20 protein-coding genes and 1 pseudogene are annotated in these 19,211 nt (G+C 60.6%); 8 read left to right on the top strand and 13 right to left on the bottom strand.

What is annotated here, in order from left to right:
- Positions 1-644: 644 nt before the first annotated feature.
- The 3 genes and pseudogenes from NKJ15_RS26130 to NKJ15_RS26120 all read left to right on the top strand — a co-directional run.
- Positions 645-890, top strand: a complete 246-nt coding sequence (locus NKJ15_RS26130) for a type II toxin-antitoxin system VapB family antitoxin (RefSeq protein WP_352699631.1) — start codon at positions 645-647, stop codon at positions 888-890.
- A complete protein-coding gene (locus NKJ15_RS26125) occupies positions 890-1,318 on the top strand; it encodes a type II toxin-antitoxin system VapC family toxin (protein ID WP_352818461.1) in 429 nt (142 codons plus the stop codon). The genes NKJ15_RS26130 and NKJ15_RS26125 overlap by 1 nt, the downstream gene beginning before the upstream one ends.
- Positions 1,319-1,475: 157 nt before the next feature.
- Positions 1,476-2,132 (top strand): annotated as a pseudogene (locus NKJ15_RS26120) (IS5 family transposase); the annotation flags it as partial.
- 24 nt (positions 2,133-2,156) lie between these two features.
- On the opposite strand, the gene NKJ15_RS26115 reads toward NKJ15_RS26120, so the two are convergent.
- Genes NKJ15_RS26115 through NKJ15_RS26105 form a run of 3 tightly spaced genes read right to left on the bottom strand, consistent with a single transcriptional unit; the run spans position 2,157 to position 4,628 of the window.
- The gene (locus tag NKJ15_RS26115) at positions 2,157-2,948 is read right to left on the bottom strand and encodes a sugar isomerase domain-containing protein (RefSeq protein WP_352818459.1); all 792 of its coding nucleotides are present in this window, start codon (positions 2,946-2,948) and stop codon (positions 2,157-2,159) included.
- A gap of 37 nt (positions 2,949-2,985) precedes the next feature.
- Positions 2,986-3,756 carry a GntR family transcriptional regulator gene (locus NKJ15_RS26110; protein ID WP_352818457.1) on the bottom strand — a complete coding sequence of 257 codons (771 nt, stop codon included), beginning with the start codon at positions 3,754-3,756 and terminating at the stop codon, positions 2,986-2,988.
- Positions 3,753-4,628: an ROK family protein gene (locus tag NKJ15_RS26105; RefSeq protein ID WP_352818455.1), complete on the bottom strand. Its 876-nt coding sequence runs from the start codon at positions 4,626-4,628 to the stop codon at positions 3,753-3,755. Before NKJ15_RS26105 ends, NKJ15_RS26110 begins: the two co-directional genes overlap by 4 nt.
- A gap of 485 nt (positions 4,629-5,113) precedes the next feature.
- Between NKJ15_RS26105 and NKJ15_RS26100 the strand changes: the two genes are divergently transcribed.
- Genes NKJ15_RS26100 through NKJ15_RS26090 form a run of 3 tightly spaced genes read left to right on the top strand, consistent with a single transcriptional unit; the run spans position 5,114 to position 8,209 of the window.
- A complete protein-coding gene (locus NKJ15_RS26100; protein ID WP_352818453.1) occupies positions 5,114-6,406 on the top strand; it encodes an ABC transporter substrate-binding protein in 1,293 nt (430 codons plus the stop codon).
- Positions 6,407-6,449: 43 nt separating this feature from the next.
- The gene (locus NKJ15_RS26095) at positions 6,450-7,340 is read left to right on the top strand and encodes a carbohydrate ABC transporter permease (protein ID WP_352503539.1); all 891 of its coding nucleotides are present in this window, start codon (positions 6,450-6,452) and stop codon (positions 7,338-7,340) included.
- Positions 7,337-8,209: a carbohydrate ABC transporter permease gene (locus tag NKJ15_RS26090; protein ID WP_352818451.1), complete on the top strand. Its 873-nt coding sequence runs from the start codon at positions 7,337-7,339 to the stop codon at positions 8,207-8,209. Before NKJ15_RS26095 ends, NKJ15_RS26090 begins: the two co-directional genes overlap by 4 nt.
- Before the next feature lie 459 nt (positions 8,210-8,668).
- On the opposite strand, the gene NKJ15_RS26085 is transcribed toward NKJ15_RS26090, so the two are convergent.
- The gene (locus NKJ15_RS26085) at positions 8,669-9,571 is read right to left on the bottom strand and encodes a LysR family transcriptional regulator (protein ID WP_352503549.1); all 903 of its coding nucleotides are present in this window, start codon (positions 9,569-9,571) and stop codon (positions 8,669-8,671) included.
- A 97-nt stretch (positions 9,572-9,668) separates the two neighbouring features.
- Between NKJ15_RS26085 and NKJ15_RS26080 the strand changes: the two genes are divergently transcribed.
- On the top strand, positions 9,669-10,517 hold the full coding sequence (locus NKJ15_RS26080) for an SDR family oxidoreductase (RefSeq protein ID WP_352818449.1): 849 nt from the start codon (positions 9,669-9,671) through the stop codon (positions 10,515-10,517).
- Between the two features lie 59 nt (positions 10,518-10,576).
- Positions 10,577-10,999 carry a RidA family protein gene (locus tag NKJ15_RS26075; RefSeq protein WP_352818608.1) on the top strand — a complete coding sequence of 141 codons (423 nt, stop codon included), beginning with the start codon at positions 10,577-10,579 and terminating at the stop codon, positions 10,997-10,999.
- Here NKJ15_RS26075 and NKJ15_RS33050 read toward each other — a convergent pair.
- The 9 genes from NKJ15_RS33050 to NKJ15_RS26040 all read right to left on the bottom strand — a co-directional run bounded on the left by NKJ15_RS33050 (position 10,947) and on the right by NKJ15_RS26040 (position 18,727).
- Positions 10,947-11,450: a 3-methyl-2-oxobutanoate hydroxymethyltransferase gene (locus NKJ15_RS33050; protein WP_502906949.1), complete on the bottom strand. Its 504-nt coding sequence runs from the start codon at positions 11,448-11,450 to the stop codon at positions 10,947-10,949. The two genes, NKJ15_RS26075 and NKJ15_RS33050, sit on opposite strands and share 53 nt — an antisense overlap.
- Before the next feature lie 244 nt (positions 11,451-11,694).
- Entirely contained in the window at positions 11,695-11,931 is a 237-nt protein-coding gene (locus tag NKJ15_RS33045; protein ID WP_502906945.1) for an aspartate/glutamate racemase family protein, read from the bottom strand.
- Positions 11,912-12,037 (bottom strand): hypothetical protein, encoded by a 126-nt coding sequence (locus NKJ15_RS33040; RefSeq protein WP_352871706.1) that lies wholly within the window; start codon positions 12,035-12,037, stop codon positions 11,912-11,914. Before NKJ15_RS33040 ends, NKJ15_RS33045 begins: the two co-directional genes overlap by 20 nt.
- Before the next feature lie 29 nt (positions 12,038-12,066).
- Positions 12,067-13,299: a MalY/PatB family protein gene (locus NKJ15_RS26065; RefSeq protein WP_352818444.1), complete on the bottom strand. Its 1,233-nt coding sequence runs from the start codon at positions 13,297-13,299 to the stop codon at positions 12,067-12,069.
- Between the two features lie 62 nt (positions 13,300-13,361).
- Positions 13,362-14,090: an amino acid ABC transporter ATP-binding protein gene (locus NKJ15_RS26060; RefSeq protein WP_502906948.1), complete on the bottom strand. Its 729-nt coding sequence runs from the start codon at positions 14,088-14,090 to the stop codon at positions 13,362-13,364.
- 63 nt (positions 14,091-14,153) lie between these two features.
- Entirely contained in the window at positions 14,154-15,293 is a 1,140-nt protein-coding gene (locus NKJ15_RS26055) for an amino acid ABC transporter permease (protein ID WP_352818437.1), read from the bottom strand.
- Between the two features lie 3 nt (positions 15,294-15,296).
- Entirely contained in the window at positions 15,297-16,484 is a 1,188-nt protein-coding gene (locus NKJ15_RS26050; protein WP_352542699.1) for an amino acid ABC transporter permease, read from the bottom strand.
- A 70-nt stretch (positions 16,485-16,554) separates the two neighbouring features.
- Positions 16,555-17,568 carry an amino acid ABC transporter substrate-binding protein gene (locus NKJ15_RS26045; protein WP_352503547.1) on the bottom strand — a complete coding sequence of 338 codons (1,014 nt, stop codon included), beginning with the start codon at positions 17,566-17,568 and terminating at the stop codon, positions 16,555-16,557.
- 196 nt (positions 17,569-17,764) lie between these two features.
- Positions 17,765-18,727, bottom strand: a complete 963-nt coding sequence (locus NKJ15_RS26040) for a LysR family transcriptional regulator (protein ID WP_352818433.1) — start codon at positions 18,725-18,727, stop codon at positions 17,765-17,767.
- Positions 18,728-19,211: the final 484 nt, after the last annotated feature.

The following is a 19,211-nucleotide window of genomic DNA, read 5'->3' as shown; positions in this document are numbered from 1 at the left end:
TCCGGATCAGCGCGAGAGCCGATGAGACGCGTATAGACGGCGAAGGGATCCGTCGAGGTAACTCCGGCAATGATTGTCGAGGCCGCCGAATTTTCGAGCGAGAAGATAGGCCGTGTTATCCAGTTCACCACGAATGGCAGCACGGCTTCGTTGAGTTCGCCGCGCCATCATGTGGAGGCAGCGCGTGGTTCAGATTGTTTATCCTCGCCGCCGGATCATGCGCTCGAGATGTTTCCAAGAGCATCCAGCCGTAGCACTCCCCGAGCTGCCCTAACGAGAGAGTTCACTTGGGCCGGGATTACGGCCCTATGAACCTGACGCAATCGATGCAGCTGGCGCTGGCCTCATCGGGCGCGTGGGCGGTCTATCGACATCAATCGGTCGCCGCGGATGTTGGGATGCGCATGCGTCGGCGCACGTAGCGTCGATACGCCTTGGGCATGTGGGCATTGACAGTGACATGGCCGGAGCGACGTGTTTCAGACGCCGAGCAATTCCAAGGACTGAGCACCAGAACCGAACCTCCCGACGGAATTTCGCGAGCTCATTCCTCCCTCTCCTCCTTATCAAAAGGCCGCTCGCGAATTCGCTGGCGAGTATATCTCCGCTATGATATACATATATCACTCATGAGGATATACAAAATGCCGCTCTTCATTCGCGATCCCGACGTCGACGCCATGGCCGTCGAGCTGCAGCACATTACCAACGCGCGCAGCAAGACCGAGGCCGTCAGAACCGCCTTGCGCCACGAGATCGAGCGCAACCGCGGCAGCGTCCCGCTGCGCGAGAGACTTGCCAAAGTCAAGGAAATGGCGCGGCGGATCGGGCCGGCCAACCCTGATTTCGATATGAAGAAATTCACCGACGAAATGTGGGGCGACGACTGATGTTCGTCGATGCCTCGGTGATCGTTGCCATTCTGAACGAGGAACCTGGCGCGGAAGAACTGGAAAAGCGGCTCGCGGCCGCGACCAAGCCGCTGTATATCTCCCCGCTCGTCCGGTTCGAGGCAGTCCAGGGACTCGCGCGAGCGTCGGCCGAAGCCATCACAAAGAACGCCAAGCCCACGGCCAACATGCTGGCGCAAGCCCGTGATACCGTCGACGCCTTTTTGATCGAGATCGCCGGCAAGGAAATCATGATATCCGGCGATATCGGCGACCGGGCGATCGAAGCCAGCATGAAATACGGCAAAGCAGTCGGGCACAAAGCCGATCTCAATTTCGGCGATTGTTTTGCCTACGCTTGCGCGAAGGCTCACCGGCTTGCCCTGCTTTACAAGGGCAATGACTTTTCACAAACTGATCTGGCGTAAGGCTTTCCTGGCCTTGCATCGCGGCGCAAGAGCCGATGCGCCCTTTTGCATGCTTTGGGCCAATCGTCGTCTTTCATGGTTAAACGCAATATAACGAGGAACGTTCGCTGGAGCACTGGTTTTCTTCGGCACGATCACCGTCCAGGCACAGCGGGCAGACGGCATCTTCTGGGTGCTGCGATCGGGTGCGCCATGGCGCGATCTGCCCGAGCGCTGCGGCCCACGCACCACCTGCTACAATCGCTTCGTTCGATGGCGGAAAGCAGGTGTGTGGGACCGCCTCATGCATGGCATCACCAAAGCCCATGATGCAACGGTGCAGATGATCGACACCTCTATTGTTCGCGCCCATCAGCAGGGTGCGACGGCAAAAAGGGGAATCGAGATCATTGTCTCGGTCGTTGCCGAGGCGGGCTGACCACCAAAATCCATGCTCTTGTCGACGCCGAAGGCAGGCCGATCAAGCTGACGCTCACGGCAGGTCAAATGAGTGACATCGCCTACGCAGCGGACTTGATCAAGGATTTGCCCGAGCTGCTCGCCGACAAGGGCTATGATGCCAACGCCTTGCGCAATGCCCTGACCGAGCAAAAGGCATGGGCCAACATCCCGCCCAAGGCCAACCGCAAGGACCCGGTGTGCTTCAGCCCCTTCCTCTACAAGGCCCGCAAACCTCGTCGAACGCTTCTTCAACAAGGCCAAGCAGTTCCGTCGCATCGCAACTCGATATGACAAGCTGGCAGAAAACTACCTTGCTGCCCTGAAACTCGTCTCAACTCGCATCTGGCTACGCGGTGATGAGTCTACGTCCTAGCGTTTTGCGTGCCCTCCCCGGTTGTCATTCGCCGCGCATGGTCGCCTGGAAGGTCGGCAGGTGCTTCTTCTGTGCCTCGAGCATTTTCTCGCGATAGACGCCATAGATGACGTCGGTGTCGTGCAGTGTGACGCCGGCAATTGTCGGCGAGGCAAAAACCGGCAGTTCGATGCCGCGTTTCGAAAGCGCATCGGCGGTGCGGGCGATCAGCTCATGCGCCAGGATCATGGCAAGCACGGTCGACGAACCGGAGACCGGCCGGCTCCAGCCCTCGACCGGCACGATGGCATCCTCGATCGGCGAGCAGGTGTCGATGACAAGGTCGGCGGCATCGGCAAGCCGTTTGCCGGAAGAGTGCGTCGCCGGCTTGTCGAGATTGTTCTTGCTAGTTATCGCAACGACGAAGATGCCGCGTTTTTTCGCATAAAACGCGGTGTCGATGCCGGACGAATTGCGGCCGCTGTGGCCAAAGATGATGATCGAATCGCCTTTGTTCAGCGGCTGGTGGTCGAGGAATTTCTCGGCGTATTTCTCGGTCCGCTCCAGCCACAGAAGTTCGCGCACGCCGCCGGCGCCGAGCACGTTATGCCACATGACACGCGGGTCGGTCAGCGGATTGAAGCCGACATAGCTGCCGTAGCGCGGAAACACTTCCTGGACCGGCAACACCGAGTGGCCCGAGCCGTAAAGATGAACCAACCCCCCGCTCTCGAGGGTGTCGGCAAAGCGGCTGGCCGCTTCGCCAAAGGCTTCGGCATTGGCTTTCGAGGCCTGTTCGATGAGGGCGGCAAGGCGAGGTATGTAGAGATCGGACACGTCGGTACTCCTGTTATGTGTCGGCTTCGGTAATGGCTCAGCTTCTTGCGGTTGGCGCGGCGCGACCGGCACGCAGCGTCGAGCGGATTTCGTAGCGGTCGCCACGCATAACCGAGACGGTGAATTCGAACGGGCCACGCTCGTCGGTGGTGATGCGCTCGACCACGAAAGCGGGGCTCCCCGCAGGCAGATCGAGCAACTCGGCATCCGCCGTCCCGACCGCGCCAACACGGTAGTTTTCGCGCGCCGCGACCGGCACGATGCGGTAATGGCGTTCCAACGCTTCGTAGAGCGAGCCTTGCAACAGGCCGGCATCGAGAAAGCCGGGCACGCGCGCGGCCGAAAGTTGCGCAGTCTGAATACCGATCGGTTCGTTGTTGCCGAGCCTGAGCCGCCGGATGCGCACCACCGGATCGCCCTCCTCGATCTCCAGCGCTCCGGCCACGGCGGCATTGGCGGTGGTCAGGCTGCAGTCGAGCAATCGCGAGCCGGCGACCACGCCCATATTGCCCATTTCCTGCGTGAAGCTGGTGAGTTCGCGGGTGCCGGCGACCAGCGTGGTGGAGCGCACGAAGGTGCCACGGCCATGTTCGCGCCTGAGCAGTCCGTGCTCCTCAAGATTACGCAGCGCGTGGCGCAGCGTGATGCGGCTCACCCCGAATAGGGCGCACAGTCTGTCTTCGGCCGGCATCTGGTGGCCGGTCGCCCACTCGCCACTCTTCACGACGGCGCGGATGGCCTCTTCCACCTGATACCAGAGCGGCTCGGGCCTTCGGCGGTCGGGCAGCTGGAAGCTAACTTGGCTCATCTTATCTGCCTCCACTGTGCTCCGGCGAGACCGGCCAGCGAGGCGCCGACGAGACCGGCGCGGGAGCCAAATTCGCCGGACCGCAGCACGACATCGCGCAGATGCGGCGGCAGCTGACGCCGCAATGCCGCAAGCAGCCTCGGTCCAACGACGTCCAGCGCATCGGCAAGCCCGCCGGAAATCAGCACCGCCTGGGTGTCAAGCAGCGCGACCGCACCCGCCAAGGCAGTACCCAGCCGGCGCGCCGGCAGCTCCAATGCGTCAAGGGCGGCCGTCTTGCCACCCCGGGCCGCCTCGACCAGCCTGCCGCCATTGGCAAGCCCGATCTGGCGCGCCGCGGTGTCGAATGCCAGCCCGGAAGCGAAGCGCTCCAGCCAGCCGCCGCGGTCGTCGCCTTCATCCTCGATGTCGGCGCAGGCCCAGCCGAATGAGCAAGCGCCGCCACGTACGCCGGCGACGATGTGGTTATTGGCCAGAACGGCGGAGCCGATACCGGTGCCGATCGCCAGCAGGATGGCATCGGACAGGTCTTTTGCGGCACCTTCGACCGCTTCGGCCAGCATGGCGACCTGCGCGTCATTGCCAACGGCAACGCGCAGACGAGGAAACAAGGCCGCGATGTCGATGCCGTCGAGATAGGGCAGGTTCGGAATCCAGCGGCAGACCGAGCCCTCGACAAGCCCCGGCACCGCTAAGCCAAGTGCCTCGACCGGACCGGCCTCGGCGCGCAACGCACCGACGCGGGCGACGAAGGCATCAAGACTTGCTGGTGCGGGCTCGCGGCTGAGCATCTCCAGCCAGCGAACATCGCCGGTATGGATAGCGGCGCGCAAGTTGGTGCCGCCAAGATCGATGGCCAGAACGCGTGTCATCGAGAGCGACTCCGACTGGCTGCCGCCCGGTCCTCGGAGCGCCAGGTCCACGACGCCACGGCGTCGTCGGCTCTGGTCGGCAGTGCGGTACAGACTCCGGTGCACGCGGCGCCAAAGCCGATCGGGCTGAGCGCAGCGTGTCGATGAACCATGCTTCGCCTCCCATTCGACATCGGCATCCTTTGCAAGCGGCGCCCGGCAGCCGAGAGGCTGCCTGTCTCCGCCGCGGCAACGAAAAGCGGCTCAGTGTCATTATAACGACATGACTTCGATCGCAAGAGGTTTTGGGGGATAGCCAGCAGTGAGAAACAGCTCGAGCCATAGCACTTAAACTCCTGTTTATTATCTGTGATCTCCCTTCACAAAACCGGAGTAAGAAAACGCCGCAACGCCGGCAGGAGCTCTCCACGAAGATAGCGCTTGCATCGTTGCTTCTGGTTGTCATAACGTCATGGACATCGCTGTGTGGCTATGCGGAGGGTCGGATGTCTTTGGCTTGGATTTCGAAACTGGCACTTGCTGCAGGGTTGTTGGCCTCGCCCACCATTGGTTGGGCCCAATCGGTCAACATCTCCTATCTGACCCACTGGTCGCCCGAAACGGTCGCTTTGCTGGACGCCGCGGCCAAGGACTACGCCAAGAGCGATCCGGATGTGACCGTCACCGTGCGCGCCGTCCCCTTCGGCGATCTCCTGACGACACTGCGTTCCCAGGGCGGCAGCTCGGACGGGCCGACGATCGGCGGTATCTATGATTTGTGGCTGCCCGAACTGGCGCGAGACAAGCTGGTCGCGCCGGCCCCCGATGCAGTCGCCGGCGAGGTCAAGAGTGCGTGGCCGGCCGGTGTCGTCAGTGCAGCCTCTGTTGGCGCCACGCTTTACGGCATTCCAAACGAGATCGACGTCTACGCGCTGAACTACAACAAGGAGCTGTTCAAACGGGCAGGCATTACAGCCGCGCCGAAGACCTGGTCCGAATTGAAGGATGCGGCCCAGAAGCTGACCAGGAAAGATGCCGGCCAGCAAGGCTTCGGCATGATCAATTCCTGGGCGGCGGGCGTCGTCCATCCCTTCGCCTCGCTGCTGGTCTCCAATGGCGGCGAGCTGGTCAAGGACGGCAAACCGATGCTCGACAGTCCTCAAGCCGGTGAGACTTTCCAGCTTTACGAGGACCTGATCAAGTCCGACGCCAGCGATCCGGCGATGGCCACGGCCGACGCCAACACAACCGGCCCCTTCCTAGACAATTTCGTCTCCGGCAAGACCGGCATGATCATCATGGCCAACTGGTGGGAAAGCGCATTGAAGAGCGGCATGGGCGACAAGTTCTCCAATATCGCCACCGCACCCATCCCGGTCGGTCCGAGCGGCGACAAGCCGCACTCGATCTCCTATTCATGGATGACCGTCGTCAACGCCAATGCCGGTCAGGCCGAGCAAAAAGCGGCATGGGATTTCCTGGTATGGCTGAACAGTCCGAAGTCCGGCAAGAACGGCGCATCGGCAATGTCGGATATTCTGATGTCGATGGGCATCCTGCCGACGCGGACCTCCGACATCGAAGCCCATAAGGACAAGCTCGGTTCCGAGTTCCTGTCCGGCTATGTCAGCGTGCTTGCTGACGCCAAGCCCTTCCCTGTCGTCCCGGGCGGCCAGGAGTTCAGCGAATCGCTGCAGCAGACGCTCGAGGCGTTGCAGTATGGGCAGCTCTCGGCCAAGGATGCGCAGGCGAACGCGCAGGCCGATGCCGTCTCGATCCTGGAGCGTGCCGCCAAATAGCGAAGGCGCTGTTTCGAGAGCCCGACGCTTTGGAAGCAGAGCGATGATCAAGAGCTATCGTGCCTCGGTGGGCATCATGCTGGCGCCCGCCGTGACACTGATTGGCGTTTTCATCCTGCTGCCGATGCTGCTCACCATCTGGCTGTCATTCCAGGACTGGTCGACGCAGACGCCTTTTTCCAATGCGAGCTTCATCGGCTTCGACAATTTTCGCGAAATATTCGGGCCGACCTCGGTCGGGCGGGATTTCAAGCGAGCGCTGCTCAACACCGCCATCTACACGGCATTGTCGGTGATGCTCATCCTGCCCCTTTCGGTAGTGTTCGGCTTGATGGTCCACCAGCGCGATGTCGCAGGCGGTACGGCGCTGCGGACCGTGTTGTTTTCCACCTACATGGTGCCGATGATCGCCGTGACGCTGGTCTGGTCGAAGCTCTATTCGCCGAGCGAGGGGCCGCTCAACCAGGTGCTCGGTCTCGCCGGCATCGGCCCGCAACTCTGGTTGTCCTCGCCAAGATCGGCGTTGATCTCGATCGTCGTCCTCAATGTCTGGCAGCAGATCGGCTATTTTACGGTGCTGGCCGTTGCCGGGCTGACCCAGATCCCAGGCAGTCTTTACGAGGCGGCGACGCTTGACGGCGCCAACCGGCGCGAACAGTTCCGCTTCATCACCTTGCCGCTATTGAGCCGCACGCTCTTGTTCAGCGCCGTCATTGCCATCATCAACGCCGTGCAAGTGTTCGAGCCGGTGGCGCTGATCACCCAAGGCGGGCCGGTCGGCTCGACCAACGTGCTGACCTACCATATCCGCCGAGTCGGCATCGAGCGGGCACAAGGCGGGCTGGGCTCGGCCATGGCAGTGATGCTGATGCTGTCGCTGATCGTCATTGTGTGTGCGCTGTTTGCATTCGCCAACCGGAAGGATGACGAATGAGCGCGCCGGGCCGCTCACCATCGAGCCGGTTGGCGCGCAAACGCCTGGCGGGCCGCAGAGCACTGCTCGCCACGCTGATGCTGCTGGTTGCCGTGGCCTCCGCCTTCCCGCTGTTGTGGATGGTGCTCTCCAGCCTGAAAACGCCGGCCGAAACCATGCAGGTGCCGCCGGTGTGGATACCCCGCACGCCGACCCTCGAAGCGTACGAGAAAGTGTCCGGCGTCATCAATGTCGGTCGCTCGATGTGGAATTCGCTCGTAATCGCCACGATCAGCACCGCCGGCATTCTGGTCACCAGCATGATGGCTGGCTACGCCTTCGCCAAGCATCACTTTCCCGGCCGCTCACTGCTGTTTTCGGTGCTGATCGCCACCATGTTCCTGCCGCCGATCGTCACGCTGATCCCGCTTTACCGTCTCGTCGGATCAATTGGCCTGAACGCCAGCCTTGCCGGTATTATCGTGCCCAATCTCGCCAATGCGTTTGGCATTTTCCTGATGCGCCAGTTTATAGCCGGCGTGCCGGACGATCTGATCGACGCAGCGCGGATGGATGGGGCGTCGGAACTCCTGATCCTGTTCAAGATCGTCGCGCCGAGCGTGGCGCCGGCAATCGCAGCACTGGCGCTGTTTGCCTTCGTCTATCACTGGAATAGCTATCTCTGGCCGCTGACCGTTCTACAGGGCAATGCACACGAATATCCGATCGTCATCAGCCTTAGTCGCCTGCTCAGCTACAATCGAGGCGCTCTCAACACGGGACTGGTGATGGCTGGCGCGACGCTTGCCGTGCTCCCGCCACTGGTGCTCTTCGTCTTCCTGCAGCGCTTCTTTGTGGATTCGATCGTCGGCTCGGCGATCAAGGGGTAGCGTCGGCGGCACTGCCGGCATCCGTCTGGCTGTCATCGGGACGCGCTGGTGCGCTGAACGGAGCTGAGCAGATGACCGCGTTCTGAGAGCCATCAGTTCATCAGTACAACTGGCCGCGAATGCCTCCACCACGTTAGCTGCAACTAGTGAATCGCACGCTTGGTACCCGCCCCAGGCCGTTTTCACAGCTCCCAGAAAAGCGGCGCGGCCCTGCTCGTTTGCAGACGTTCGGAAGGTCACGGGAAGGTAGTGATTGGACCCTGCGTTTAACGGTGACCTGCCTCATCTCGGGAAACTAGCCCCGATCGAGGAATTTGCGCCCCCGCGAGAAGCTCTCGCTCGAATAGTTGCTCGAACTCATGCGACGCGAGCTGGGTCAGAGCAGGACCGCGATCTTCAGCTGTTCGCTTCGCCCCGCTGCGGCTATTCCGCGCGAGGGCGTCGGCTTCGTTGATCTGGTTAGGGTTCTTTCTTCCGCAGGTCCTTTACAACATCGAGAAAAGCCCGCAGGGCGGGCGGCACGGCTCGATGTCCGGGGTAGTAGACCGCAACTTCTTCCGGTGCTGGCGTCCACGCGGTCAGGACCTTGCGTAGCCGGCCATCGGACAACGCGGCTTCGGCGGCCCAATCCGCCACATAGGCGATGCCCAGACCCTCTATTGCGGCTTCGACCATCAGTTCCTCGTCATCAAGGACGATGGGGCCGTTTGCCCCGATCACCAGTTCCTGGCCTGCGCGTTCGAACTCCCATCGATAGAGCTTGCCGCTGGGCATACGGTGGCCGATGCAATGGTGGCGTTGCAATTCCTCGGGCGTTCCCGGCTCCCCGAAGCGATCGAGATAGGCGGGTGACGCGATACAGATGAACGTCAACGCGCGTGCAAACGGCACGGCGATCATGTCTTTGGGAATTGATGTGATGAGGCGCGCGCCGGCATCGAACCCGCTGGACACGATATCGATGAGCCGTCCCTCGACGACGATGTCCACGGTCACGTCCGGATGGCGCTCCGCCATCTGCGGAAGAACCGCGCGAACGAGCAGCCCGGCCACCAATCGCGGTGCGTTGATGCGGACCGTTCCTGCGACATTGCCCCGGAACCCCGCGACGCTGTCGAGCGCCTCGTCCAGCGAGGCGAGCGCCGGCTGAAGACGGTCGAGCAACCGGAACCCGGCTTCTGTCGGCGAGACGCTGCGTGTGGTGCGGTTCAGAAGTCGCACGCCCATGCGTTCCTCGAGCGCACGCATCGCATGGCTCAATGTGGAAGGTGCCGTGCCGATCTCGTCCGCTGCGCGGCGGAAGCTACGGTATGTGGCAACGGCGACGAAGGCGGTGAGATCGTTGAGCGACGGGCGGGGCATTGATGGGGATTTTGCATTGTCCCATGCCGATTTCAACGGCTAATGCGCGCAATGCGATTGCCCTATCTCCTGCCTGGATCAATTGGAGAAATGAGAAATGGAAAAGGCCTGGCTCATAACGGGTGTGTCTTCTGGTCTAGGCCGGCTGCTGGCGGAGAAGACCCTGATCAGGGGAGACCGCGTCGTCGGTGCCAGTCGCAGCGAGGACGCACTTCCCGACCTGCGTGCAAGTTACCCCGAACGGCTCCGCATCGTCGCAATGGACCTCAAGGACCAGAGCTCGGTCCGCGCCGCGGTCGACCGGGCCTTCGCGGCATCCGCTCGGATCGACATCGTCGTCAGCAATGCTGGCTATGGCCTGCTCGGCGCGGCTGAAGAGGCTGGCGATGTGCAGGTTCGGGACATCATCGACACCAATCTCATCGGCTCGATCACGCTCATCCAGGCGGCGTTGCCGCATCTGCGCAGCCAGGGTGGTGGTCGGATTCTACAGGTATCGAGCGAGGGAGGCCAGATCGCCTATCCGGCTTTCAGCCTCTATCACGCGACCAAGTGGGGTATCGAGGGGTTCGTCGAATCCGTGGCGCAGGAGGCTGCTCCCTTCGGCATCGAATTCAGCCTTGTGGAACCCGGGCCGGCGCGGACCGGGTTCGGCGGCAATCTCGCGCGGACCAAGCCGCTTGCGGCCCATGAGGGAACCCCCGCCGATCAGGTCCGCGAGGCGCTCCATGGGTCTTGGGTGATCAAGGGCGACCCCGACCGCATGACGGATGCAATGATCAGGCTTGCCGATCAGGATGGTCCGCTCCCGAAACGGCTGGTGCTCGGTGCCGAGGCCTATGCTGGCATCCGCAAGGCACTCGGCGGACGCATCGAGGAGCTCGACCGGCAGAATGACATCGCGGTTGCGGCGGATTTCACAGACGAGGAGTTGGCGCGGCTGTGACCCCCGGCTCCGGCCCGCTGCTCGTGCCCACCTCTTATCAAGACAGAAAGGAACTTGAGATGCCTACACGTGACGCCGTCTACCCGGCCAACCGGCACGCGTTATACGATATCCACCGCTATTCCGCAGCCATTCGGTCCGGCGATCTTCTCTTCGTGTCGGGTCAGGTCGGGAGCCGTGAGGACGGCTCGCCCGAGCCCGTATTCGAGGATCAGGTTCGACGGGCCTTCGCCAATCTACGCACGGTCTTGGCGGCCGCCGGGTGCAGCTTCGACGACGTCGTCGACGTCACAACGTTCCACACCAACCCGGACGAACAGATCGAGACAGTTCTGGCCGTCCGAGCGGAAGAAATCGGTGCACCTCCCTACCCGAACTGGACCGCAGTGGGCGTCAATTGGCTTGCGCGCTTCGATTTCGAGATCAAGGTCATCGCCCGCATCCCTTCGACGACGAGCAGCCAGCCGGCGGACAAGCGCTGATCGCTCGCCCTGCAGTTCTGTATTGGCTATTTGGGGCCGAAGGCAGCCTGTCAGCTTTGTGTCCGGAGCGGAGATAGCTGACCTCCACCTGCGAGAACCGAGGTCGTGAACTGACCAAACAGATTAGGTTCGTTCGGTCAGCGTACCGCAAGGGAATCTCGCAGCCTGTTGTGTATCTTGGCTTTCTAAAGTTCGAGAGAGGTGCTGAAGGTCGAGAACTCTTCATCTGTGATCGGGACCACGTGCTGCGGCTCGGGTAAGCGCCCGTCTGCACGTCGGATACGAGCTCGCGATAGGCGGCAATACGCTCGCGTTGCAGCCGCTCATATTCGGCGGTGAAGTTGCGGTAGGTCTTGGCGTGGCGCGGCCTGTGGCCAGCGGTGTGGCCAAGCATGTCCTCGCTGAACAAATACTGCGCGTCGGCATTTGGGCCGGCGCTCGTGCCGAGCATGATCATCGGTGTATTCCGGGTGATCAGTTCGGCGACCGGTCGGAGACCACCTCCAGCTCGGCGCCAAAGCAGCCTATGCCTCCACCTTCGCGTATGAGCTCCGAAATTCGTTCGGAGGCACCACTTTCAGATCTCTCCAACTCGAGGACCGGGATGTCGGAGGCAAGAACGCGCCGGAAGCGACGGGAGAACCCGTAACGGCGAATGTTGTCTTCAATCAGTCGCGCGGAACGCGACAGAGTGGTCACGACACAGAAACTGTGTGCGACAAGGCTGACGGATGAAGCGAAGCCTTGCCTATACCGATGACGGGCTTGGTAGCGATGGCCCTTTCCGCGTCGAGACCCGTTTCGTCTAAGCAGGCAATGATACGGGCGTCGACATTGTCCATTTCCGCCGCGACCACCTGCTTGAGCAGGCCCGCTACGGAGAGTGCACCGTCAAATGGCCCTTCGATCGCTTCAGGTCCAGCCGTTGGCATGCATGCCCACTATCTTCGTCCCCGGATCCGGCGCCGCCATGGCGGCTGCGACGATCCCGCTGGTCATCGAAGCGGTGGTGTTGGGATTGATGATGGCAATTCGCATTCGGGGCATCCTGGCTTGGTTCCGCTCAGTCACAAGGATGCCAGCGCGCTGGACATCCGCTCCAGCCCTCGGCGCAGCAGAGGACGCGGGCAGCCGACATTCAGGCGGATGAAACCTTCGCCGCCAGGCCCATAGACGCGGCCGTCATACAGATTGACCCCGGCCTGATCGACAAAGAACTTCTGAATTCCACCCACTCTACGATCGAGCGCGCACGCGTCCAACCACACCAGAAACGATGCGTCGGGCCGCATGGGCGTAATGCCTGGAAGGTATTCGCCGGCGAAGTCACAAACCAGATCAATGTTGCTGGCGATGTAGGATGTGAGTTGATCGAGCCAGGGCGCGCCGGTGCTGTAGGCAACCTCCAGGGCCAGGCGGCCGAAAAAGTTTGCATTTACCATGAATGAGGCCTGCATCGCGGCAAGAAGCTGCTCGCGGCGCTTTTTGCTCGCCACCGCAATGGTTGCCGAAGGCACCCCGGCGAGGTTGAAAGTCTTCGTCGGAGCGGTGCAGATGAACGACTTCTCCGCGGCATCGTGCGAGATGGAGGAGAAGACGATGTGCGGGTGGTCCGACAACCTTATGTCGCAGTGAATGTCGTCGGATATGACCAAAATCCCATGGCGCTCACAAATGTCGTTCAGCGCTGTCAATTCTTCGAGTGTCCAGGCCATTCCGGCAGGATTGTGAGGATTGCACAGCAGGAACACCTTGGCGCCGCCGGCCGCCAGTTTCTCGAAGTCTTCCAGATCGAGTTCATACCTGTCGTTTTGCAGCCTCAGCCGGTTCGTGAGCAGAATCCGGCCATTTCCCTGAACCACTTCGAAATAGGGCGAGTACACGGGTGACTGAACGATGACGCCGTCACCAGGCTTCGTGAAGGTTCGCAGTATCGCAGCGACCGACGGCATGATCGCCGGCGCGGGGAGCAGGGTCTCCAGCATCGGCGACCAGTTGTGCCGGCGTGTGAACCACGATTGCACGATCTCATAGTGGCGCGGATCGCGGCGTGTGTAGCCGTAAATGCCATGGTCCGCGGCCTCGCGCAGCCGCGCGATGACGGTTTCCGGGGCACGAAAATCCATATCCGCTGTCCATAGGGAGAGCAGGTCCTGGCCTTGCACCTGAGGAGAGAACTCGTCCCACTGGTTGGCCCATTTGACGGATCCGAATTGCTGGCGGTCGTGGATTTGGTCGAAATCTATTCCCACAATATTTTGTTGCCCAACCGCCGATGCGGGCGTGTCTGCACAAGCCATTTGATACTCACCTGGAAAATCTACTGCCACGGTTACGGGCCGCTTTGCGTCTGCGGACTTCCCTATTTGAGGATTTGCGCCAGAAACTGCCGCGCTCGTTCCGACCGGGAGTTGGTGAAGAACTGATGGGGCGTATTGATCTCGACGATCTCCCCGCGGTCCATGAACACCACGCGATCGGCCACCTCCCGCGCGAAGCCCATTTCATGCGTCACGCACAGCATCGTCATACCTTCACCGGCGAGCGACACCATCGTGTCGAGCACCTCCTTGACCATCTCCGGATCGAGGGCAGAGGTTGGCTCGTCGAAGAGCATGATCTTCGGGTTCATGCAGAGAGCCCGGGCAATTGCAGCACGTTGCTGCTGGCCACCCGACAGCTGACCCGGGTAGCTGTCCGCCTTTTCCGCAATTCTGACGCGCTCCAGATAATGGCGCGCCAATTCCTCAGCTGCCGTCCGGGGCATCTTCCTCACCCAAACAGGCGCAAGCGTGCAATTCTCAAGGACCGTGAGGTGGGGAAACAGATTGAAGTGCTGGAAAACCATCCCGACATTGCTGCGGACTTCATCGATCTTGCGCAGATCCTCGGTTACCGCTTTGCCGTCGACGATGATCTCGCCCGACTGATGCTTCTCGAGATGGTTGACGCACCGGATCATCGTCGATTTGCCCGACCCCGAGGGGCCGCAGATCACAATGCGCTGCCCCTGTGGCACCGACAGGTTGATGTTCCTGAGCGCATGGTATGAACCGAACCATTTGTTGACGTCACGCAGTTCAATGGCCATCGCCTTGTTGAAGGGCTGTCCCTTCGTCGATGCGTACATTGCTTGTGGCATCATCGTCGCGTCCTAAGATTTGTGGCCGCGCGCCAATTGGCGCTCCATCGATTGCGAGTAACGGGACATGCCGAAGCAAAAGCCCCAGTAGACCAGTCCCGCAAAGAGGTAGCCGGTTGATGAGATCGTCGGGCCTGCCCAGTTCGGATCGACGCGCGCCGTTTCGATGGCTTTCAGGAAATCCGCGATGCCGACGATGGCGACCAGAGTCGTGTCTTTGAACAGACCGATGAAGGTGGAGACGATGCTCGGTATGACGATCGTCAACGCCTGGGGGAGGACGATCAGGCGCATTATGTCGAAGTAGCTGATCCCAAGCGCCTTCGCCGCCTCGTATTGGCCCTTCGGGATCGCCTGAAGGCCGGCCCTCACAACTTCGGCCATATAGGCGGACGAGAACAGCGCTATCGCCATAAGCGGGCGCAGGAGACGGTCAGGCGTCAGATAGTCCGGGACGAAGAGCGGCATCATGAAGTTCGCCATGAACAATACCGTGATAAACGGCACCCCCCGGACGACTTCGATGAATGTGACGCAAACCGCCTTGACGAAAGGGAGTTCGGACCTGCGTCCAAGCGCCAGGATAACCCCGATCGGAAGCGAGAAGACGATGCCCACAATCGACATCAGCAACGTGATCAGGAGACCGCCCCAGAGCGTCGTATCGATGACAGACAAATGGAGCCAGGCGACCCCGCGCACGAGAACGAACGCGGCAACGGGGTAGACAAGGAAGAATAGCAACGCCGCCACTTTGCGCCGCGGAGCCTTCGTCCACAGGAGCCAAACGATGAGGATGGCGCCGATAGCCTGTGCGAGATCAACGCGCCACCGCTCGGAAGCCGGGTACGCGCCGTATCGCAGGTAGTCGAACTTCTCGGCAATGAAAGGCCAGCAAGCTCCTTGGCTGTTCGTGCGGCAAGCCTCGCGACCGCCGCTCCAGACCGCGTCGAAGATCGCAAAGCTCAGAAAGTGACGCAGCAGCCACACGGCGAAGAGGAGAAAGCATATTGTCAGCGCGCCTGAAAACGGCGTCGAAAACAGATTCTTTTTCATCCAGGTCACTGGACCTGGCCAAACGTCAGCGGGGGGCGCCATCGCTGGTATAAGCGCGCTGCTGACAACTGGCGAATGCATGGACTGATCGCTCATGCGTCACCTCTCGACGATCGCAAAATGTCGGTTACACGCGTTCATGGCCAACGACGTGGCAAGGGAGATAACGAGATAGACGGACAAGGTGATCGCCATGACCTGGACGGCGGCGCCGGTCTGGTTGAGTACCGTCCCGGCAAAGATCTGAACGAGGTCGGGATAGCCAATGAACACCGCAAGCGACGAGTTCTTGATTAGATTGAGATACTGGCTTGTCAAAGGCGGGATGATAATACGCAGCGCCTGCGGAACAACGACAAGGCGAAGCGTCTTGCCCGGCGCCAGCCCCAGCGCATACGCAGCCTCGCTCTGGCCCTTTGGCACTGCCTGGATTCCACTCCGGACGATCTCGGCGATGTAGGATCCGGTGTAGACCGACAGACCGATCAGGAGAGCGGCAAACTCTGGATAGAGTTGATGTCCGCCTTGAAAGTTGAAACCCCGCAGCTGCGGCGCGACAAACGAGACCGGCTCGCCAGCCGCCAGGAACACGATCAGCGGAAATCCTATCAAGGTCGCCAGGCTGACCAAAAATACCGGCAGCTGCTTGCCAGTTCGTTTCTGGACACTCTTGGCGCGGAACCAGAATGCAATGCAGCAGAAAACGGCCGCTACCAATGCCAGGCCCACAAGCCCCGCCCCCGGATGCCACTGGATCTCCGGAATGATGAGGCCGCGATTGTTGAGGTAGATGCCGCCGGGGATGGCGATGGACGCCTTCGGGGAAGGCAACGGCTTGAGGACGGCGTTGTACCAGAACAGCAGCTGCAGCAATAACGGGACATTGCGCACAAGCTCGACATAGGCGGTCGCCACCTTCGAAACGATCCAGTTCGGCGAGAGGCGGGCAACGCCGATGACGAAGCCAAGCAAGGTGGCCAGCAAGATTGCGAGGAAGCTGACGTAGAGGGTATTGACCACTCCCACCCAGAAGGCCTGACCGTAGGTGGATAGTGCATCGTACGGTATCAGCGTTTGATTGATGTCGAAGCCGGCAGCCTCACCCCAAAAATCGAATGAGAGCGGAATCCCCCGGACCCGCATATTCGATGCGGTCTGCATGCCGATGCCCAGAGCCAATGCCAACAGGCAACCTGCGAGCAAGAGCTGGTAGAAAACGCCGCGCACTTTCGTATCGTGCAGCGATAGGCTCCTGCGCGAGGGCGCTGGAAGCGACAAATCGGACATGGCGTGTTCCTATCGGGATCTGTGCAAGGCGCTGGCGGTAACGCGCAAGCGCCTTGCAACCATGCTTTGCCTAGCGAATCGGCGGAGCGTACTGAACGCCGCCTTTGTTCCAGAGCGCGTTCATGCCGCGCTCCATTTTCAGCGGGGAGTCCTTGCCGACATTCCGATCAAACACTTCGCCGTAGTTACCGACCTGTTTGATCACCTCGACCGGCCAGTCGTCGCCGAGCCCGATGTCCTTGCCGATGCTGCCTTCCACGCCAAGCAGACGGCGGATGCTGGGATTGTCCGACGACTTCATAGCATCAACGTTCTTGGAGGTGACCCCGTATTCTTCGGAGGCCACCATGACGTAAAGCGTCCACTTCGCCACATTGAACCACTGGTCGTCTCCCTGCCGCACTGCCGGGCCAAGCGGCTCCTTGGAGATCAGTTCGGGAAGAACGATGCTGTCGTCCGGCTTGGCCATGCGAAGCCGCGATGCGTTCAAGGTAGAGGTGTCCGCCGACAGGACGTCGCAACGCCCCTCCTCGTAAGCCTTCACGACAGCTTCCTCGTCGGCGAAACCAACCGTGGTGTACTTGATCGACTGCGAGCGAAAATAGTCGGCAAGGTTCAACTCGGTCGTGGTGCCTTGGGTGACGCAAATCGATGCGCCCTCGAGCCCCTTGGCTGATGTGATGTTGTCCGCCTTGCGCACCATAAATCCCTGACCGTCATAGAAGTACGTCCCCGCAAAAAGTATGCCGAGAGACGTATCGCGCGACGATGTCCATGTTGCGTTGTGTGCAAGAACGTCGATCTCCCCCGACTGCAAGGCGGTGAAGCGATCTTTCGGCGTCAATGGGATGAACTTAACCTTTTGCGCATCCCCGAGCACAGCAGCGGCCACGGCGCGACAATAGTCGACCACAAATCCGGTCCATTTGCCTTCATTATCGGGAAGGCTGAAGCCAGCCGTGGCCGAATTTGTGCCACACGTCAGCACTCCATTCTTTTTGACATTGTCGAGGGTTGCGGACCACGCCGAGGAGGCAGTGCACGCGATAGCGAGGGCAAGAAAGCCCTTGAACATCGATCTCATTTCGGTATTCCCCTGTTTTTGTTGAAGGGAATGTGGCCTCAAGTATGACTATTCGTCAAATTGACTGTTCTCATTGCAAAAATGAGCGCCATTCATAATTGAGGAGGCGCTCGCTCTCGGGTGAAAGGGAGCTTGAGTGCTGATCGGGCTAGTTTGCTTGGGGCGGGCTAATCGAATGAGCGACGGCGCGCGCGACCTATGGTGCAGCCAACCCCGGTGCTCCGACGGTTGACCCTTGGTCTCTCTCGGTCCGCGACTCGTTGTAGATGCTCATGATTATTTCCCGGAGCCATTTGGTACCCGGGTCATTCGCCATCTGGCGGTGAACAATGAGCCAGGCATTCACATTCGATATGGCAAGGGGCGGCGGGACCAACGTCACCTCACTCCTCTCGTCCAGAATTTGCAGGATGGCATCGCCGCAATGGGTAATCAGTTCAGTGCCGCGAAGCGCCCAGGGCAGCACCAGATAATTCGAGATGGTCGCAACGACATTGCGCCGGAGACCATGCTGCTTGAGGGCGGCATCCGCGAGGCCTTCTGCCAGACCATCTGCGGAAATCTGCAGGTGAGAACTGGCCAAATATGTTTCCAGTGTCATTGCGTTCCTGGCGATCTTGCTTCCACTCCACACCGCGCAAAACAATTGATCCTGGCCAAGCTCCACCTTCAAGAGACCTGGGTCGTCGCGTATTGCCGCTCCCGTCAGCGCACAGTCGACTTGTCTCAAATAGACCGATGAACCGATTTCGGGTCCGTTTGCGGGAATGACGTTCAGCGTCGCGCCAGGCGCTTGCCTCGAAAATTCCCGTATGAGCCCTGGGATGAATATCATGGCGTGATAGTCAGTGAGTCCCACGCGAAAGTTGCGTCGCGTCGTTGCTGGATTGAAGATCTGATGCCGGTCGATCGACGCGCGGATCGTAGCCAGCGCAGCAGAAATATCTGACAGCAACTCCACTGCCCGAGGGGTCGGTCGCATTTCGCCCCCGTCTCTCGTGAACAATTCGTCCTGCAATAAATACCGAAGTTTTGATAGGGAATGACTTACAGCTGATTGTGTTCTTCCCAATTCGGCAGCTGCGCGCGTTACGCTCCTTTCACGCATCATCACGTCGAACACTCTCAGCAAATTGAGATCGATATCATCGAAACTCATGAGACCTTCCCCGTTTTCATCATGCCTCGCCTGCATGCTAACATCGCTTCCAACGCGCGAACGATGCCATGGCGAACAAATGCGACCCTTCGACCTGCGGGGTCAACGTTCCCTGTTGGGAAATCAATATGTTAGCGGAGGGTTCGCCAACCCATTTCCTTCGCATTCTCTCGTATGGTCTGGCTAACCTAAGGACCAGGGATGTCTACGACTCGCTGCCCCTTAGGCTGAGGCCAGACTGACCTGTTGGCGCTTCGGCTGCCGTGCCGAAACCAGGGTGGCGAACTGGTCCACCGCCTGCCCGGCCCGCGCCAGAACCAGCGAATCTACGAGCTTGCCGTCGGCAAAGTCGCTGTCACTGCCATAGACGGCGCTCGGCACCGGAGTAAAAGCCAAACAGCGGGCGAAGCTGATGTTCGACTACCAGCGCGTGGCGCTGGCCACCACCCGTCGCGCCGATCAGGACCGGCCGGTCGACGAGCGC

The sequence above is a fragment of the Mesorhizobium sp. M0207 genome, assembly GCF_040321995.1.
Taxonomy (GTDB): domain Bacteria; phylum Pseudomonadota; class Alphaproteobacteria; order Rhizobiales; family Rhizobiaceae; genus Mesorhizobium.
Note: the sequence above shows the minus strand (reverse complement) of the source record. Positions and strands in the feature narration are given on the sequence as shown.

Excerpts from the sequence above, each read along its gene's own strand:
- NKJ15_RS26130 (WP_352699631.1), top strand. The coding sequence starts at position 645 with ATGCCGCTCTTCATTCGCGATCCCGACGTCGACGCCATGGCCGTCGAG.
- NKJ15_RS26125 (WP_352818461.1), top strand. The coding sequence starts at position 890 with ATGTTCGTCGATGCCTCGGTGATCGTTGCCATTCTGAACGAGGAACCT.
- NKJ15_RS26110 (WP_352818457.1), bottom strand. The coding sequence starts at position 3,756 with ATGAGCCAAGTTAGCTTCCAGCTGCCCGACCGCCGAAGGCCCGAGCCG.
- NKJ15_RS26105 (WP_352818455.1), bottom strand. The coding sequence starts at position 4,628 with ATGACACGCGTTCTGGCCATCGATCTTGGCGGCACCAACTTGCGCGCC.
- NKJ15_RS26100 (WP_352818453.1), top strand. The coding sequence starts at position 5,114 with ATGTCTTTGGCTTGGATTTCGAAACTGGCACTTGCTGCAGGGTTGTTG.
- NKJ15_RS26095 (WP_352503539.1), top strand. The coding sequence starts at position 6,450 with ATGATCAAGAGCTATCGTGCCTCGGTGGGCATCATGCTGGCGCCCGCC.
- NKJ15_RS26090 (WP_352818451.1), top strand. The coding sequence starts at position 7,337 with ATGAGCGCGCCGGGCCGCTCACCATCGAGCCGGTTGGCGCGCAAACGC.
- NKJ15_RS26085 (WP_352503549.1), bottom strand. The coding sequence starts at position 9,571 with ATGCCCCGCCCGTCGCTCAACGATCTCACCGCCTTCGTCGCCGTTGCC.
- NKJ15_RS26080 (WP_352818449.1), top strand. The coding sequence starts at position 9,669 with ATGGAAAAGGCCTGGCTCATAACGGGTGTGTCTTCTGGTCTAGGCCGG.
- NKJ15_RS26075 (WP_352818608.1), top strand. The coding sequence starts at position 10,577 with ATGCCTACACGTGACGCCGTCTACCCGGCCAACCGGCACGCGTTATAC.
- NKJ15_RS33050 (WP_502906949.1), bottom strand. The coding sequence starts at position 11,450 with ATGCTCGGCACGAGCGCCGGCCCAAATGCCGACGCGCAGTATTTGTTC.
- NKJ15_RS33045 (WP_502906945.1), bottom strand. The coding sequence starts at position 11,931 with ATGCCAACGGCTGGACCTGAAGCGATCGAAGGGCCATTTGACGGTGCA.
- NKJ15_RS33040 (WP_352871706.1), bottom strand. The coding sequence starts at position 12,037 with ATGCGAATTGCCATCATCAATCCCAACACCACCGCTTCGATGACCAGC.
- NKJ15_RS26065 (WP_352818444.1), bottom strand. The coding sequence starts at position 13,299 with ATGGCTTGTGCAGACACGCCCGCATCGGCGGTTGGGCAACAAAATATT.
- NKJ15_RS26060 (WP_502906948.1), bottom strand. The coding sequence starts at position 14,090 with ATGGCCATTGAACTGCGTGACGTCAACAAATGGTTCGGTTCATACCAT.
- NKJ15_RS26055 (WP_352818437.1), bottom strand. The coding sequence starts at position 15,293 with ATGAGCGATCAGTCCATGCATTCGCCAGTTGTCAGCAGCGCGCTTATA.
- NKJ15_RS26050 (WP_352542699.1), bottom strand. The coding sequence starts at position 16,484 with ATGTCCGATTTGTCGCTTCCAGCGCCCTCGCGCAGGAGCCTATCGCTG.
- NKJ15_RS26045 (WP_352503547.1), bottom strand. The coding sequence starts at position 17,568 with ATGAGATCGATGTTCAAGGGCTTTCTTGCCCTCGCTATCGCGTGCACT.
- NKJ15_RS26040 (WP_352818433.1), bottom strand. The coding sequence starts at position 18,727 with ATGAGTTTCGATGATATCGATCTCAATTTGCTGAGAGTGTTCGACGTG.